The 15,356-nt window shown below is 65.3% G+C and carries 13 protein-coding genes; 7 read left to right on the top strand and 6 right to left on the bottom strand.

Annotated features, from left to right (window positions below; translation table 11 throughout):
* Positions 1 to 8: 8 nt before the first annotated feature.
* On the top strand, positions 9 to 1,361 hold the full coding sequence (locus LQ954_RS13730; protein ID WP_231023615.1) for a M24 family metallopeptidase: 1,353 nt from the start codon (positions 9 to 11) through the stop codon (positions 1,359 to 1,361).
* A 158-nt stretch (positions 1,362 to 1,519) separates the two neighbouring features.
* On the opposite strand, the gene LQ954_RS13725 is transcribed toward LQ954_RS13730, so the two are convergent.
* Entirely contained in the window at positions 1,520 to 2,863 is a 1,344-nt protein-coding gene (locus LQ954_RS13725; RefSeq protein ID WP_231023614.1) for a M24 family metallopeptidase, read from the bottom strand.
* Positions 2,864 to 3,117: 254 nt separating this feature from the next.
* Here LQ954_RS13725 and LQ954_RS13720 point away from each other — a divergent pair, with 254 nt between their 5' ends.
* Genes LQ954_RS13720 through LQ954_RS13705 form a run of 4 tightly spaced genes read left to right on the top strand, consistent with a single transcriptional unit; the run spans position 3,118 to position 7,403 of the window.
* Complete coding sequence (locus tag LQ954_RS13720; RefSeq protein WP_231023613.1) at positions 3,118 to 4,455, top strand: amidohydrolase family protein; 1,338 nt, start codon at positions 3,118 to 3,120, stop codon at positions 4,453 to 4,455.
* Positions 4,448 to 5,584, top strand: a complete 1,137-nt coding sequence (locus tag LQ954_RS13715) for a dipeptidase (protein WP_321576568.1) — start codon at positions 4,448 to 4,450, stop codon at positions 5,582 to 5,584. The genes LQ954_RS13720 and LQ954_RS13715 overlap by 8 nt, the downstream gene beginning before the upstream one ends.
* The gene (locus tag LQ954_RS13710; RefSeq protein ID WP_231023612.1) at positions 5,581 to 6,474 is read left to right on the top strand and encodes a bile acid:sodium symporter family protein; all 894 of its coding nucleotides are present in this window, start codon (positions 5,581 to 5,583) and stop codon (positions 6,472 to 6,474) included. Before LQ954_RS13715 ends, LQ954_RS13710 begins: the two co-directional genes overlap by 4 nt.
* Complete coding sequence (locus LQ954_RS13705) at positions 6,471 to 7,403, top strand: ornithine cyclodeaminase family protein (RefSeq protein ID WP_231023611.1); 933 nt, start codon at positions 6,471 to 6,473, stop codon at positions 7,401 to 7,403. The genes LQ954_RS13710 and LQ954_RS13705 overlap by 4 nt, the downstream gene beginning before the upstream one ends.
* Before the next feature lie 8 nt (positions 7,404 to 7,411).
* Here LQ954_RS13705 and LQ954_RS13700 read toward each other — a convergent pair whose 3' ends face one another.
* From LQ954_RS13700 to LQ954_RS13690, 3 genes are read right to left on the bottom strand one after another with little or no spacing between them, the layout of a single operon-like run.
* A complete protein-coding gene (locus LQ954_RS13700) occupies positions 7,412 to 7,768 on the bottom strand; it encodes a reverse transcriptase-like protein (protein WP_231023609.1) in 357 nt (118 codons plus the stop codon).
* Complete coding sequence (locus LQ954_RS13695) at positions 7,765 to 8,304, bottom strand: pseudouridine synthase (protein ID WP_231023608.1); 540 nt, start codon at positions 8,302 to 8,304, stop codon at positions 7,765 to 7,767. Before LQ954_RS13695 ends, LQ954_RS13700 begins: the two co-directional genes overlap by 4 nt.
* The gene (locus LQ954_RS13690; RefSeq protein WP_231023607.1) at positions 8,301 to 9,917 is read right to left on the bottom strand and encodes an NAD(P)/FAD-dependent oxidoreductase; all 1,617 of its coding nucleotides are present in this window, start codon (positions 9,915 to 9,917) and stop codon (positions 8,301 to 8,303) included. The genes LQ954_RS13695 and LQ954_RS13690 overlap by 4 nt, the downstream gene beginning before the upstream one ends.
* Before the next feature lie 152 nt (positions 9,918 to 10,069).
* Here LQ954_RS13690 and LQ954_RS13685 point away from each other — a divergent pair, with 152 nt between their 5' ends.
* Positions 10,070 to 11,560 (top strand): MFS transporter, encoded by a 1,491-nt coding sequence (locus LQ954_RS13685; protein ID WP_231023606.1) that lies wholly within the window; start codon positions 10,070 to 10,072, stop codon positions 11,558 to 11,560.
* 47 nt (positions 11,561 to 11,607) lie between these two features.
* On the opposite strand, the gene recN is transcribed toward LQ954_RS13685, so the two are convergent.
* Complete coding sequence (gene recN, locus LQ954_RS13680) at positions 11,608 to 13,263, bottom strand: DNA repair protein RecN (protein ID WP_231023605.1); 1,656 nt, start codon at positions 13,261 to 13,263, stop codon at positions 11,608 to 11,610.
* Positions 13,264 to 13,297: 34 nt separating this feature from the next.
* Positions 13,298 to 14,344 (bottom strand): outer membrane protein assembly factor BamD, encoded by a 1,047-nt coding sequence (gene bamD, locus LQ954_RS13675; protein WP_231023604.1) that lies wholly within the window; start codon positions 14,342 to 14,344, stop codon positions 13,298 to 13,300.
* 132 nt (positions 14,345 to 14,476) lie between these two features.
* Here bamD and LQ954_RS13670 point away from each other — a divergent pair, with 132 nt between their 5' ends.
* Positions 14,477 to 15,301, top strand: coding sequence for a class I mannose-6-phosphate isomerase (locus LQ954_RS13670; protein ID WP_231023602.1), 825 nt, complete (start codon positions 14,477 to 14,479; stop codon positions 15,299 to 15,301).
* Positions 15,302 to 15,356: the final 55 nt, after the last annotated feature.

Here is a 15,356-nt window from a genome sequence, read left to right as displayed (position 1 = left end):
GGGCTGAAATGCCACGATTGAAGAGCTTGTTGGGCGGCGCTGCGGCGTTCGCCATGGTGGCGCTCGCGCCCGCGGCAATGGCGCAGGAAGAACAGTCCATGTCGCCGGCGCTGCCGAAGATCATGAGCCTGCGCGATCAGGCGCAGCTTCGCGATGCGTGGCTGGAGCGCCGTTTCGAGACCGTGCTGCCGCAGCTGATGCGCGAGAACGGCATCGACATGTGGGTGCTGATCGCGCGCGAATATCTGGAAGACCCAGTCGTCTCGACGATGCTGAACGCGACGAATTTGCGCGCGCGGCGGCGGACGATCCTCATTTATTTCGATCCGGGCGAGGGCAAGCCGATCGAGCGGCTGGTCGTCAGCAAGCACGGTATGGGCGATCTGTACCAGCCCGTGTGGGACATGGAGAAGCAGCCCGATCAGTTCGCGCGCGTGCGCGAGCTGATCGCCGAGCGGAACCCGAAGAAGATCGCGCTCAACATCTCGTCGCTGACGGCGTTCGGCGATGGCCTGACGCACAGCCAGTACACCGATCTGATGAAGGCGCTGACGCCGGAGCAGCAGAGCCGCATCGTCTCCGGCTATCCGCTGGCGATCGGCTGGCTGGAGACCCGCACGCCGGAGGAAATGAAGGTCTATCCAGAGATCGTGCGCGTCGCGCATGCGATCATCGGCGAAGGCTTCTCGCCCGCGGTGGTGAAGCCGGGCGTGACGACCAACGAGGATCTCGTCTGGTGGTATCGCCAGCGCGTTGCGGACCTCGGCCTTGCATCGTGGTTCCACCCCTCGGTCGAAGTCACCCGCAAGGGCACGCCGGGCGTGCTGCGCGAACAGGCGAGCGTGATCCAGAAGGGCGACATGCTGCGCGTCGACTTCGGCATCCATTACCTGAACTTCAGCACCGATACGCAGCACGTCGCTTATGTGCTGCGTGACGGTGAGACCGATGCGCCCGCCGGGCTCAAGGCGGGCCTGCGCGACAACAACCTCGTGCAGGACGCGGTGACCAGCGAGTTCCGCGTTGGCGCCACCGGCAACGAGGTGCTGAACCGTGCGCGCGCCAAGGCGATCGCGGCCGGGCTGAAGCCGACGATCTATTCGCATCCGATCGGCTATCACGGCCACGGCGCGGGCAGCTCGATCGGGCTGTCGGAAGAGCAGAAGTTCGTGCCGACCGGCGAGTACAAGCTTCGGCCGAACATCGCTTGGTCGATCGAGTTGATGGCGACCAAGGCCGTTCCCGAATGGGGCGGCCAGATGGTCGATTTCAAGAGCGAGGAAGACGCCTTCTTCGACGGCAAGACCGTCCGCTACATCGACGGGCGCCAGACCAAGTTTCACCTGATCGGGGCACGCTGAGGCGCCGCTGATCCTTAATCCCGTGCCCAAAACTGGGCCTCACCCGACGTAGGGTGGGGCCCTTCTTTTTTGGTGGGAGCAGGCGCCGCTCCTCTCGCCCCATGGAGTTTGCGAAAGCCTGGACCCCGGCACAGGGCCGGGGTGACGACGCGTTGTGGCTATGGCCGCGGCAGCAGGATGAATTCGTCCTGCGCACCGTCCAGGAAGCGGAAGGTGCCGTCCGCCGCGAGGAACCCGTCCTCCTCGTGCATGAAGCGGACCTTCTGGTTGCCCCATTCGGGCACGTTATGCTGGGCATTCAGCTCGATCGACCAGGCCGTGTTCGGATCGATGCGATAATCGCCGCGACCCGGCGCCGGCTTCTGGCTTTCCCAGGCGCCGATCCAGGTGCCCGCGCCATGGCCGTGATAGCCGATCGGATGCGAATAGATCGTGCCGTCGATTTTCTCCGCCTCGACCTGCCGGCGTGCCGCTGCCAGCACCTCGTTGCCGGTGCGGCCCGGCTTCAGCGCCGCGACGGTGGCGGCGCGCACGCGGTTCATCGCGGCAAGCCCGTCCTTCAGGCCCTTCGGCGCATCGGTCTCGCCCGGCTTCAGCACGTAGGCGAGGCGCTGGATGTCGGTGTTGAGCCCGAGATAGGTGATGCCGAAATCCACGTGCAGCATGTCACCCGGCATGATGATCGTATCGCCACGGTGGCCCATCTCCTGAACGCTGAACTTGCCGCCATCGGCGCGCTGGATGGCGACGCTGGGCTGGAACCAGGTGTCGAGGCCGAGCGAGTTGATGCGGTTGCGGAACCACCAGACGACATCGTCCGAGGTGGTGACGCCGGGGGTGATGACGCGTTCGGAGAAACCTTCCTCGATGATCGAGTGCGAGATGCGCGAGACGATCGGATAGGTCGCCATCTCCTCCGGGATGCGCGTTTCGAGCCAGCCGAGCGCCAACCGTTCGTGCGCGACGAGGCGCTTCGACATGTCGGGCCCGAGCGCGCGGACGATCGCCTCATAATGGGTGGAGCTGAGCCCATCGGCGAGCGGGAAGCCTTCCGAGCGGTTCAGCGCGATCGTCGCCGGATTGCGCTCGGCGATGATCTTGGCGAGCTCCGCCCATTGATCGGGCTGTTCGTCCGGGTTCCAGGCGGGCTGGAAATCGCCGACCGGATAACGGGCGAGGGCGAGCTTCTCGATCGGCTTGCCTTCGCCCGGATCGAAGAAGACGAGGATGGTGCGGCGGCGCGCGTGGAGCCAGGTGGCAGGCAGCATCGTCGCCATCACGGGATCTTCGTTATACTCGCCCGCGACGAGCACCCACATCTGCACCTTGTCACGGCGCATCAGCGTGGGGAGAACCTGCTCGAAGCGCAGCTTGAGCCAGCGATCTTCGGTCTCGGCGCGCCGCTCGAGCGGCAGGATAGCCGGCATCTGAAGTTCTGCTGCCCGGGTGGTGGGCGCAGTTGGCGCGGCTGCCAGCGCCAGAGTCAGGAAAAATGCCGACATTGAAACCCCTCTTCAAGAATGTTCACATTACGAACTTGTGTTCGCTAATGTTACATTGCAGCTAAGCTGAAAAGGAGAATTCGCCGCCGGAGCACAGTCCGATCGGGCGGGCCATGCAGCAACTGCATCGCCGAAGAAGAGCATCGCGCTGGCGCAATGCCGGCGCGTCAGCGAAGCTATGACAAAGGGACGCATTTTTAGTAGCGGCTCGCTTGGGGGAAGCAGGGGGGGAGACGATGCGCTTGAGGCTTTTGATGGCGGCATTGGCGGTTGCCGTGCCGACAACGGTTCAGGCCGCGCCGGCAACCGAAGCGGCAGCGGCGGCGATCCTTTACCGGCACGCGACCCTTATCGACGGTACTGGCGGCCCGGCGCTGCCCGGCATGACGGTGGTAACGCGCGGGGAGCGCGTGGAGGCGGTGCTGGCCGACGCCAAGGTCACGGCGGATATGCTGAAGGGCGCCGAAATCGTCGATCTCACCGGGCGCTTTCTGCTGCCGGGCCTGATCGACAGCCACCAGCATATCGCCACGCCGCCCAACCGGCGCCGCGCCGAAGCGCTGATGCGCCGCGACCTGTACAGCGGCATCACCGCGACCCGCATCATGGCGGACGATCTTCGATCAGTGGCGGAGATCGCGCGGGCTGCGGTGGTGGGGGAAATCGCCTCGCCGGATCTACACTATGCCGCGCTGTTTGCTGGCCCCAGCTTCTTCGATGACCCGCGTACACTTGCCGTGAGCGCCGGGGTGAAGCCGGGCACCGGCGCCTGGATGCAGGCCGTGGATGACCGGTCGGACCTGCCGCTCGCCGTGGCGCGCGCGAAGGGCACGGGAGCGACGGCGATCAAGATCTACGCCAACCTGCCGGCCGATCTCATCGCCCGGATCACCAAGGAGGCGCATCGGCAGGACATGCAGGTCTGGGCGCATGGCATGGTGTTCCCGACCCCGCCTGCCGATGTTATCGCAGCCGGTCCGGACGTCGTGTCACACACCTGTTATCTCGCCTACCAAGCGGTCGACAAGCGGCCAGCCACCTACCAGCAGCGCGTGGCGATCGATCCTGCGCCCTTTATCGCGCGGAACAATCCCGTGATGGCCGGACTGTTCGCGACGATGAGGGAGCGCGGCATGCTGCTGGATGCGACCTTGCGCGTCTATCAGGAGGGCGAGAAGCGGGCGCGTACCGGAGGGGGACCGGCCTATTGCTCGCTCGACCTGGCCGCTGCGCTCACGGCCCAGGCGCATCAGGCGGGAGTTGAGATCTCCGCAGGCACCGATGGCGATACCGAAGCGGGAGCCCCTTATCCCGGCTTGTTCGAAGAACTGGAACTGCTGGTCGGCAAGGCTGGCTTCAAGGCCGCAGAGGCAATCCGGGCCGCCACTCTCATTGGGGCGAAAGCGATGGGTCAGGAGGCGGATATCGGCACCGTCGCGCCCGGCAAGCTCGCCAACATGGTGGTGCTTACCCGTAACCCGCTGACCGACATCGCCAACATGCGCAGTGTCTTGATGACGGTGAAGCGTGGCCGCGCGTATCACAGGGACGACTTCAAGCCGGTAACCGCGGAGGAACTGGGCCGTGACTGATCGTCGTTCGTTCCTGCAACTTGCCGGTGCGGCCATCGGGGCCAGTGCCATGCCGGCCATCGCGCAGCCGCAGACGAAGACAGACCCGCTGATCGTGAATGCGCTGGGCGGGTTCACCGATCCCAACGCCAGACGGGGTGAAGGCGCGGTGCCAGTGGAGCCACGAAGCCTCCTCAGCGACCGGGTGATAGCGGATGCGCGCGGATCGGGGATGGACGCAGTCAACATCACCCTTGGCCATGTGTCTGGACCCGAGGATCCGTTTGCGCTGACCGTTCGCGAGATCGGCGTGTGGGAGCGGCGGATTCGGGCGCGGCCTGATTCGCTCAGCAAGGTGGCGTCGGCCGCCGATATCCTACGCGCGCGGGAGACCGGCAGGATTGGCGTGATTTACGGTTTCCAGAACACAACCATGCTTGGTGACGACGCAAGCCGCGCCGACGTTTTTGCTGACCTTGGCGTGCGGGTTATCCAGTTGACCTATAATCCGGCGAACGCCGTCGGCAGCGGGTCCATGGCGCCGGAGAATGGCGGGGTCACGGCGTTCGGCCGAACCGTCATCGAGCGGTTGAATCATAATCGGGTGATGGTGGATCTGTCACATAGCGGTGAGCGCACCTGTCTTGAGGCGGCTCGGCACTCCGCGCAGCCGATCTCGATCAATCATACCGGCTGCCGTGCACTGACGGATCTGCCCCGCAACAAGACGGATGCGGAACTGCGATTGGTGGCTGAGCGGGGCGGATTTGTGGGCATCTACTTCATGCCGTTCCTCAATCCGAAGAGCGTCGCCAGCGCCGCCGATGTGGTTGCCCACATCGAACACGCCATCAACATCTGTGGCGAAGACCATGTCGGGATCGGCACCGATGGCGGCACCACCGCCGTAGACGACATGATCGCTTATCGTGCCGCGATCCGGCAGGAGATTGCGGAGCGCCGCGCGGCCGGCATCGGCGCGAAAGGTGAAAACCCCGACACGCTTCCCTTTGTCGAGGATCTGAGCGGGCCCGGGCAGTTCCGCAAGCTGATCGGGCTGCTCGAACAGCGCGGCCATAAAGCGGCGCGGATCGAGAAAGTCATGGGCATGAACTTCATCCGCTACGCACGCGACGTGTGGGGCGCATGAGCCCGGAAGCGATTGCCTTCGTCAATCAGACGATAGTGCCGTGCGGCCTCGCACTGATCATGTTCAGCATGGGGCTGACGCTGGCATTGCGGGATTTCGCGGCTATCCTATCCGGCGGCCGTGCGGCGGCAGCAGGATTTGCCACGCACCTTCTAGTGCTGCCGCTGCTTGGCCTCGCCGTGGGGGCATTGTTCGGCCTGTCGCCCGAACTGGCGCTCGGGCTGTTCATCATCTCCATCTGTCCTGCCGGTACGACCTCGAACGCGCTGACCTTTGTCGGACGCGGCAATCTGGCGCTGGCGGTGGTGCTGACGCTGATGACGAGCGTGGTAACGGTGTTCACCATTCCGATCCTGCTGCGCTGGGCGGTTCCCTGGTTTCTTGACGGTTCCAATGCGGCGGTGCCGCAACTCGACATCGTCAGCACCATGGGACAGCTTGCCAGGATCACGCTGGCACCGATCGCGTTTGGCATGGTTGTTCGACGGTTCGCGCCGGATGCGGCGGCGCGCATTGCCCAGCGGCTGCGGCCGACAGCTTTCGTCGTGTTGGTGGCGGTGATCGGCTTTTCCGTCATGGTCAGCTTCGACATGGTGGTGCAGAATCTGATCGCTGCCACGCCCGCGATCTATGCGCTCAACATTGCTGCCATGGCGTTCGGCCTGATCGTGGGGCGGCTCCTTGGACTCAACGCGCGTGATCGCATGACGCTCGCCATCGAGACGGGCGTTCAGAATGCGACGCTGGCACTGTTCCTGACGCTAACGGTATTGGGGAGCCTGCCGCTGGCCGTGACGCAGAATATCTACGGCGTCGTGATGCTGCTGAACGCAACACTGCTGATCCGCTGGTTCCGTCGGCGGATCGCGAGCGAGGCCGACGCCGCATGAACATCAGGTTCATCGACGCAGGCGAGGTCGCCCGGCGGCTGACCTATGAGGCGGCCGTCCCGCTGGTCCGGCAGGCGATGATTGCGCTGGCACAGGGGCGAACACGACAATTGCTGCGCGGGATCATCGATCTGGATGGTGGAAACGCATTCGGGGTGATGCCGGGCGCGATGGACCAGGGATCGTTCGGTGCGAAGCTCGTCAGCGTCTTCCCCGGAAATGTCACGCGCGGAGGCATGTCGCACCAGGGATTGATCGTCATGTTCGATCCTGAGACCGGCGCCCCGGTGGCGGTTGTTGACGCTGGGGAAGTGACGGCAATCCGTACGGCGGCGGCATCGGCTGCCGCAACGCAGGCGCTGGCGCTTGGCGACGCAAACCATCTGGCGGTGCTGGGCACGGGGGAGCAGGCGCGGCGCCATATTCTGGCGATCCGGGCGATTCGTCCACTGCAACGCGTCACCATATGGGGAAGGGATGCCGCTCGCGCGGCTGCGCTGGCGGAGGAGCTCGGGTGCGAGACTGCGCCCTCACCGTGCGAGGCGGTGGCCGATGCGGCCATCATCTGCACCGTGACGGCAGCTGCTGAACCGATCTTGTTCGCGCCCGATGTTCGCGCTGGAAGCCACATCAATGCTGTGGGTTCGAGCCGTGCCGGCCCTGCCGAAATCGCCACCGACCTTGTGGTGCGCAGCCGCTTTTTCGCCGACCACCGTGCCGGCGTGCTGAGCCAGGGAGCCGAGTTCCTCCGTGCCAAGGCGGAAGGGGCGATCGATGACGATCACGTGCTGGGGGAGATTGGCGAGGTGTTTGCCGGCTCGCTGGCGGGTCGCACCGCGGCGCAGGACGTCACGCTCTACAAGTCGCTCGGCAGCATCGTTCAGGATCTTGCCTGCGCCGCCTGGCTGTGCCGCGAGGATGGCGGCTAAAACACTGGTCAGCGCTTCGCGAGGACGATCCCAGCTAGGTTCTGCGTCCGCCTGATATGGCGCAGGCGAAACCGCGGGGGCTGGGGCAATGCCAGAAAGGTCTGGAAATGGTGCAAATGAACGCGCGGTACTTTAACCCGGCCATTGGCCTGATCGATCACTGCGGCTGCATCGCCAAGTAGAACGGCGTCTGCAAGCTCCAGTTGCCCGGCCAGCCGCATGGCGGCGATCAGCGCCAGCCATTCCGCTTCCATGCTGGTGCCCGGCCCAAGCTCGCGCTCGACATGGCTGCGCCCGCCGGCGACCACCGCCAGCTCCATGCCGGCGGGTGCCGGCCGCAGTCCGCCGTCGAAGAAGATCTTCACCCCAGCGCGAACTCGCCGGGGCGCAGATCGGCGAGCGTCCAGTCACCGATACGCCAGCGTACCAGGCGAAGTGTGGGATGGCCGACGGCAGCAGTCATCCGGCGGACCTGGCGATTGCGCCCTTCCCGGATCGTCAGGGATAGCCAGCAATCGGGGACGCTGGCGCGATACCGGATCGGCGGATCGCGTGGCCAGAGCGCGGGATCGGCGATGCGCTCCACTTCGGCGGGACGCGTAGGGCCGTCCTTCAGGGTCACGCCCTGACGCAAGCGGGCGAGTGTGCCTTCGTTAGGCTCGCCCTCTACCTGGACGAGATAGGTCTTGGGCAGTTTGAACTTCGGGTCAGCGATGCGCGCCTGCAATCGCCCGTCATCAGTCAGCAGCAGCAGGCCCTCACTGTCGCGGTCCAGCCGACCGGCGGGATAAACGCCAGGCTGGTCGATATAGTCGGAGAGCGTGGCCCGCCCCTCGGGCATGCTGCGGTCAGTGAACTGACTGAGCACGCCATAAGGCTTGTTGAACAACAGCAGCGTCATCCAGCGACGATGCTTCTGGCGACGGCCTCTGCGGTCTTGATGCCGTCCACCGCCGCCGAAAGGATGCCGCCGGCGTAACCCGCTCCCTCGCCAGCCGGGAAGAGACCGGCCGTGTTGATGCTTTGACCATCCTCTCCGCGGGTAAAGCGAACCGGCGAGGAGGTGCGTGTTTCGACGCCGGTCATCACCACGTCGGGATGATCGTAATCCTTGATCTGGCGACCGAACACCGGCAGCGCCTCGCGCATCGCGGCAACCACGAAGTCCGGCAAGCACTCCGACAAATCGGTCGGCTGAACGCCAGGGCGGTAGGATGGGATCACTGACCCCAGCGACGTGGACGGGCGTCCGGCGAGGAAATCACCCACGCGCTGCGCCGGGGCCTTATAATTGCTGCCGCCGGCAGCGAAGGCGCGCTCCTCCCAGTGACGTTGGAGCTTGATGCCGGCGAGGGGATCACCGGGATAGTCGCGTGCGGGATCGATGGCGACGACGAAGCCGGAATTCGCATTTCGTTCGTTGCGGGAATATTGGCTCATGCCGTTGGTCGCGACGCGGCCTTCTTCCGAGGTTGCCGCCACCACCGTGCCGCCCGGGCACATGCAGAAGCTGTACACGGTGCGACCGTTCGAGCAATGGTGCGAGATGTGGTACTCGGCGGCGCCCAGGATCGGGTTGCCGGCTTCATGGCCAAAGCGCGAGCGGTCGATCCATGACTGCGGATGTTCGATGCGCACACCGATGGAAAACGGCTTCGCCTCGACAAAGACTCCGGCGTCCTGCAGCAGGGCGAATGTGTCGCGCGCGCTGTGGCCGATCGCCAGCACGACGTGGTTGGCGGCCAGATACTCGCCGTTGTGGAGATGAAGCCCACGGAGCCGGCGGTTGCCGGCGCCGTCCGCCTCGATGTCGAAGCCGTCGACCCGCGTCGAAAAGCGATATTCGCCCCCGAGCTCCTCGATCGTGGCACGCATGCTTTCCACCATCGTCACCAAGCGGAAGGTGCCGATATGGGGATGCGCCTCCGTCAGAATTTCCGAGGGAGCGCCCGCCTTCACGAACTCGGTCAACACCTTGCGGTTGAGGTGCCGTGGGTCCTTGATGCGGCTGTAGAGCTTGCCATCTGAAAACGTGCCGGCACCGCCCTCGCCGAATTGCACGTTCGATTCCGGGTTCAGCTCGCTGCGCCGCCAAAGACCCCAAGTGTCCTTTGTCCGCTCGCGAACCACCTTGCCGCGCTCCAGCACGATCGGTCGGAAACCGGCCTGTGCCAGGATCAGCGCCGCGAACAGGCCGCAAGGGCCAGCACCGATAACGACTGGGCGGGGGGCATCGGCGGGCGCGGTGATCGGCGAATGGTAACGCGTGTCCGGGGTTGTCTGAACATCCCGGTCCTTTCGGAAACGCGCGAGAACCGCACCTTCGTTCTTGACTGAAACGTCGACGGAATAGACCAGCGTGATGTTGCTCTTGTCGCGCGCGTCGTGACCACGCCGAACGATTGTGAAGCGAACCAACTCGCGGGGCGTGATCCGCAAGCGGCGGCAAATGGCAGCCGGAAGCGCTTCGTCGGCATGATGCAGTGGCAGTTTCAAGTCACTAAGACGGATCATCGCCGCGCTCTACAACGATGAGCGGCGTCGCGCTAATCCGTCGTGCAAGACCGGCGAACTGCCAAATTGTTCGGATCGCGCGCCAAAGCGTCGAAACATGGTGGCGCCACGGGTGTTTGGCACGGGTGGCAAAGCTACTTCCCCAGCCCGAAGTGACCGAAGCCGAACGCGAGCGGGGGCTTCGCTTGCTGGTGATAGAGGCCGCATTCTCCGGCGGCACTGCGGCATTGACGACAGGCGTGATCCTGACCGCCTTCGCGCTTCACCTAGGCGCATCGAACGCGATGGTCGGGGTGCTGGCGAGCGCACCCTTCCTGGCGCAGCTGCTTCAGCTTCCGGCGATCGGGATGGTAGAGCGCCGACGCCGGCGCAAGCAGATCTCGGTGGTCACCAGCCTGATCGGACGCGCCATGCTGGCGGTGATGGCGGTGCTCGCGTTCTTTCACGGCACGGGGCCGCTGATGGTGTTCCTGGCGGCGCAACTGTTGCTCTGCGGGCTGGGCGCAATCGGCGCATGCGCGTGGAACGCCTGGATGCGCGATCTCGCGCCCGAGGAGCAGCTGGGCAAGGTCTTCGCACAACGAACCGTGTGGCTGACGGCGATTAGCCTGGTGCTGGGCCTTGTCGCAGCGTTGGCGCTGGACTGGACGGCGCCCGGGTCCATGGCACGCAATGTCGTATTTGCCAGCATGTTCCTGGCCGGCTGCATCACCGGGCTGATCAGCGCGCGTGTCGTCGCGGCCATGCCCGAGCCGTTGATGCCGCCTGCACCGGGCGAGCTTCGCCTGCTGGAACTGCTCAGCCAGCCGCTCCGCGACCATAATTTCAAACGCTTGCTGGTTTTCGTGGCGAGCTGGCAGTTCGCCATCAACTTTGCGACGCCGTTCTTCACCGTGTTCATCGTGCGGCAACTGCACTTCAATGTCAGCTTCGTCATGGTGCTGAGCGTCTTAAGCCAGATCGCCAACATTGCGGCGCTGCGGATGTGGGGCACGTTGAGCGATCGGTTTGCGAACAAGTCGGTACTGGCCGTCTGTGCGCCGACCTATATCCTGGCCATCGTGGGCATGATCGGCGCGTCACAACTGGGCGATCGCGATCTCGTGAAGATCTGGCTGATGCTGCTCCATGCTATCATGGGCGCGTCGATCGCCGGGGTCACGCTGACCAGCACCAACATCGCGCTTAAGCTGTCTCCCAAGGGATCGGCGACCGCCTATGTCGCAACCAATGCCATGGTGACAGCAGTCGCCGCTGGGATGGCGCCGATCCTCGGCGGGCTGCTTGCCGACTTCTTCGCGGCACGCGAGTTCGAACTCGTAGCGCGGTGGAGCAGCCCCAACGGTGTGTTCTCGCTGCCGCTGCTGGTCACCCAGTGGGATTTTTACTTTCTGATTGCCGGCATCATCGGCCTTTATGCGATCCACCGGCTTACCCTGGTGGAGGAGCATGGGGAGATCGAGCGCCGCGAGATGGTGGGACATGTGCTGGATGAGACCCGGCGCACGATCCGCAACATATCCAGCGTTGCCGGTCTCAGGGCAGCGACTGATCTGCCGGGTGCATTGCTGCGTGATGCGCGTCTGCGCTTGCGGCTGAAGCGGGCGCAGCAAGCGAAGACGAGACGTCACATGCAGGCGTGATCGCGGTGCACGGAGGTCTCATGAGTGACCGAGCGGCGCCGGGGGTGTCAGGCCGTTTCGATCAGGCGATCCGCTTGTGCCCGCGCCTCTTCGGTGATGGTGGCGCCCGACAGCATGCGGGCGATTTCCTCCCGGCGCTCGGCCGCAGTTAGCTGGCGAACGCCGGTACGAGTGACAACCCCGTCATTGCGCTTGGCGATTAGCAGATGCTCCGCACCGCGGGCGGCCACCTGCGGCGAGTGGGTGACGACCAGAAGCTGGGTCTGGCGAGCCAGCCGGTGGAGTCGTTCGCCGATCGCCGATGCCACGGCGCCGCCGACACCGCGGTCGATTTCGTCGAAGATCATCGTCGCAGCCCCACCTTCTTCCGCCAGCGCCACCTTCAGCGCCAGGATGAAGCGTGACAGCTCGCCCCCCGACGCGATCTTGATGAGCGGCCCGAAAGGCGCCCCAGGGTTGGTCGCGATCTCGAACTCGACCCGGTCCTGACCTGCCGGTCCCCATTGTTCCTCCGGCAGCGGCGCCACGGCCGTTCGGAAACGGGCTGCATCCAGCTTGAGCGGAGGCAATTCGGCAGCGACGGCGGCATCCAGGCGCTGAGCGGCGGCAGCGCGACCCTTCGACAGCTTCTGCGCTGCGGCTGCATAAGCCTGGCGAGCAACGCTGGCCTTCGCCTCAAGCGCGGCGATGCCTTCCTCGCCCGCCTCCAACCGTTCGCGTCGGGCGCGAAGCTCGTCGGCAAGAGCGGCGAGATCGTCGGGCTGGACCCGATGTTTACGCGCCATGCCGCGCAACTCGAAAAGTCGCGCCTCATCCTCCTCCAGGGCGCGTGGGTCGAACGCCAGCGCCCGGGTCGCCTCGCCGACCTGATCGCCGGCGCTGGAGGCCTCAACCATGGCGCGGTCGAGCGCGGCCAGTGCTTCCGCAAGCGAGGGGTGGTCCGAGGAAATCCGATCCAGGATCCGCGCTGCCTGCCGCAGGCGAGACAGCGCACCCTCCGAGCCGTCCAGCGCATCAATCAGGGCGTTGAGATCCTCCGAGATCTTTTCCGATCGCTGCATGGTGCGACGGCGCTCGGCCAGCGTTTCCTCTTCGCCGGGTTCGGGGGCGAGCGCATCCAGCTCGGCAACGGCATGGTCCAGCCATTCGCGGTCGCGCGCGGCGGTTTCGATTTCCTCTCGCGCTGCTTCGAGCGCCGTTTCGGCGCTGCGCCAACTTTGCCACGCGGCGTTTACCGCCACGGTATCGAGCCGGGCGAACATATCGAGCAGCGCCCTATGGCCGCGCGGGTTAAGCAGCCCGCGATCGTCGTGCTGCCCGTGAATCTCCACGAGCCGAGCGCCGAGCTCTCGCAACAGCGCGGCCGAGGCGGGCTGGTTGTTGACGAACCCACGGCTTCCGCCATCGGCCTTCACGACGCGCCTGATGATCAGCGGTTCACCCGGTTCCGCTTCGATGCCGTTCTCATCCAACAGGGCGGCTAGGTCGGCCGGCGCCTCGAACGTGGCGGTGACGCTGGCCTGGGTTGCTCCGTGACGAACGAGCCCGCTGTCGCCCCTCGCGCCCAGCGCAAGGCCAAGTGCGTCAAGCAGGATGGACTTGCCGGCACCGGTTTCGCCGGTGAGCACGCCAAGGCCGGAGCCGAATTCGAGGTCGAGCGCCTCGATCAGCACCACGTCGCGGATCGAGAGCGCGGTCAGCATGGTTGCGCCAACGCCCGGCAAGCCGGGCGGTGCCTCACTGGTCCCGCGGCGCGTCGCTCGACGGCGCTGGCGGCGCGCCGGGCTGAACGCCGGTGGGCGTGGCGGTTGAAGGATTGTTGCCCGCCGGAGTCGAGCCCGCGCCGCCCGACGGCGTCGCCGGGGTGGGGGCGCCCGGTGCCTCCGCGCGCGGCGTCGGCGAGTTGTCGACCGGCAGCACTTCGACTTCCTTGCGGATCGGCGTTTCCGGCCGTGCGACGGTCGCTTGCGGGATCACCTGTTCCCCCGGGGCGAGCGGGCGAACCGGCTGCGCGGGGTTTTCGCCAAGCAGATCGAAGGCGCGCTGATACCACCAAGTCTCCGGATAATTGGCGCCCAGCACTGCCGCCGCGCGCTTGGCTTCCTCCCGGACGCCGAGCGCCAGATACGTTTCGGTCAGGCGCATCAAGGCTTCGGGCGTGTGGGTCGTGGTCTGATATTCATCCACCACACGGCGGAACCGCAGCGTTGCAGCAAGCCATTGGCCCCGACGCTCATAGAAGCGCCCGATCTCCATCTCCTTGCCGGCGAGGTGATCGCGGACGAGATCGATCTTCAGCCGCGCATCGGCGGCATAGCGCGAACTGGGATAGCGGCGGGTGAGCTCACCCAGCGCGTCCTGCGCCTGCGCCGTGATCTTCTGGTCGCGGGTGACGTCGTTGATCTGCTCGTAATAGCTCATCGCGATGAGGTAATAGGCATAAGGCGCATCGCGGTTGCCGGGGTGGACCGACAGGAAGCGCTGTGCGCCCTGAATCGCCTCGGTGTAGTTCTTCGCCAGATAATTGCTGAACGCACCCATCAGCTGCGCGCGGCGTGCCCAGATGGAATAGGGGTGCTGACGCTCCACCTCGTCGAACAGAGCGGCAGCCAGCTTGTACTGGCGCTGATCGAGCTTTTGGCGGGCGGCGCTGTACAGAGTGCCCACGTCACGCGCGACATAGGGCAGGTCGCCCGAGGCGCGATTGCGGGCGCAACCGGCGATCGGCAAGGCCATGGCCGCGAGCAGCAGGGCGACGAGCGGGCGAGACGGAATATTACGCATCGGGGAGGCCTTTAGCGCAGGGCCGCGCATGCGAACAATGCTGAAACGCGCGAAGCAGGATCTGGCGGGAAACGCATTGGTTCGGACGGCGTTCACGAGTTAGAGACAAAGCTCATCTTTGCGGGGGTTCACATGACTGCAACCTTGCTGGCCACCAAGCGCGTGGAGAAACCATGGGGTCGCCACAAGCTCTATCCAGGATTTCCGGATCCATCGCCCGATGGCGAGCCGATCGGCGAAGTGTGGTTCCAATCGCCGCATCCCGAAGAGCCGGAGATGCTGATCAAGTATCTGTTTACCAGCGAAAAGCTGTCCGTTCAGAACCATCCTTCCGATGAAGAGGCCCACAAGCGCGGGCTGCCGCGTGGCAAGGATGAGTGCTGGCTGATCCTGGATGCGGAGCCGGATTCGACCATCGCCATCGGCCCCAAGCAGAAGATGACGGCAGAGGAGCTGCGCGCAAGCGCGCTGGACGGCTCGATCGAAGACAAGCTCGACTGGAAGCCGGTGAAGGCGGGTGATTTCTATTATTCACACTCAGGCGTTATTCACGCGATCGGCGCGGGGCTGACGCTGATCGAGGTGCAGCAGAATTCCGATACTACCTACCGGCTCTATGACTATGGGCGGCCGCGCGAGCTGCACCTTGAGGATGGTGTCGCCGTCGCGGATCTGGAGCCCTATGTCGCACCACTGCGCCCGGGCCTGGTTGAGCCCGGGCGTACCATTCTCGTGGAAGGGCCAAAGTTCGTGCTCGAGCGCTGGACCGGCGGCAAGCGGCAGATCGATCTGCCGGAGGGCGCAACGGGCTGGCTGGTGCCGATCCGGGGCGAGGGCGTTGTCGGCGGCGTGGCCTGGCGCGCGGGCGAGTGCGTGATGGTGACCGGCGCCGAGCTTCTCCACGCCTCTGAGGACGCAGACCTGCTGTTTGCCTATCCCGGCACCCGGCGGCTCTGAGCCGAAGCATCCCGCGGGCCTGCGCCGCGGTGCGGAGGGACGGCACTCGACAAGC

It is taken from the genome of Sphingomonas sp. IC-11 (assembly GCF_021043365.1).
Lineage (GTDB): Bacteria > Pseudomonadota > Alphaproteobacteria > Sphingomonadales > Sphingomonadaceae > Sphingomonas.
Note: the sequence above shows the minus strand (reverse complement) of the source record. Positions and strands in the feature narration are given on the sequence as shown.

Bases quoted from the DNA above. Each gene is read 5' to 3' on its own strand.
- LQ954_RS13730 (WP_231023615.1), top strand. From the start codon at position 9: ATGCCACGATTGAAGAGCTTGTTGGGCGGCGCTGCGGCGTTCGCCATG.
- LQ954_RS13725 (WP_231023614.1), bottom strand. From the start codon at position 2,863: ATGTCGGCATTTTTCCTGACTCTGGCGCTGGCAGCCGCGCCAACTGCG.
- LQ954_RS13720 (WP_231023613.1), top strand. From the start codon at position 3,118: ATGGCGGCATTGGCGGTTGCCGTGCCGACAACGGTTCAGGCCGCGCCG.
- LQ954_RS13710 (WP_231023612.1), top strand. From the start codon at position 5,581: ATGAGCCCGGAAGCGATTGCCTTCGTCAATCAGACGATAGTGCCGTGC.
- LQ954_RS13705 (WP_231023611.1), top strand. From the start codon at position 6,471: ATGAACATCAGGTTCATCGACGCAGGCGAGGTCGCCCGGCGGCTGACC.
- LQ954_RS13695 (WP_231023608.1), bottom strand. From the start codon at position 8,304: ATGACGCTGCTGTTGTTCAACAAGCCTTATGGCGTGCTCAGTCAGTTC.
- LQ954_RS13690 (WP_231023607.1), bottom strand. From the start codon at position 9,917: ATGATCCGTCTTAGTGACTTGAAACTGCCACTGCATCATGCCGACGAA.
- recN (WP_231023605.1), bottom strand. From the start codon at position 13,263: ATGCTGACCGCGCTCTCGATCCGCGACGTGGTGCTGATCGAGGCGCTC.
- bamD (WP_231023604.1), bottom strand. From the start codon at position 14,344: ATGCGTAATATTCCGTCTCGCCCGCTCGTCGCCCTGCTGCTCGCGGCC.
- LQ954_RS13670 (WP_231023602.1), top strand. From the start codon at position 14,477: ATGACTGCAACCTTGCTGGCCACCAAGCGCGTGGAGAAACCATGGGGT.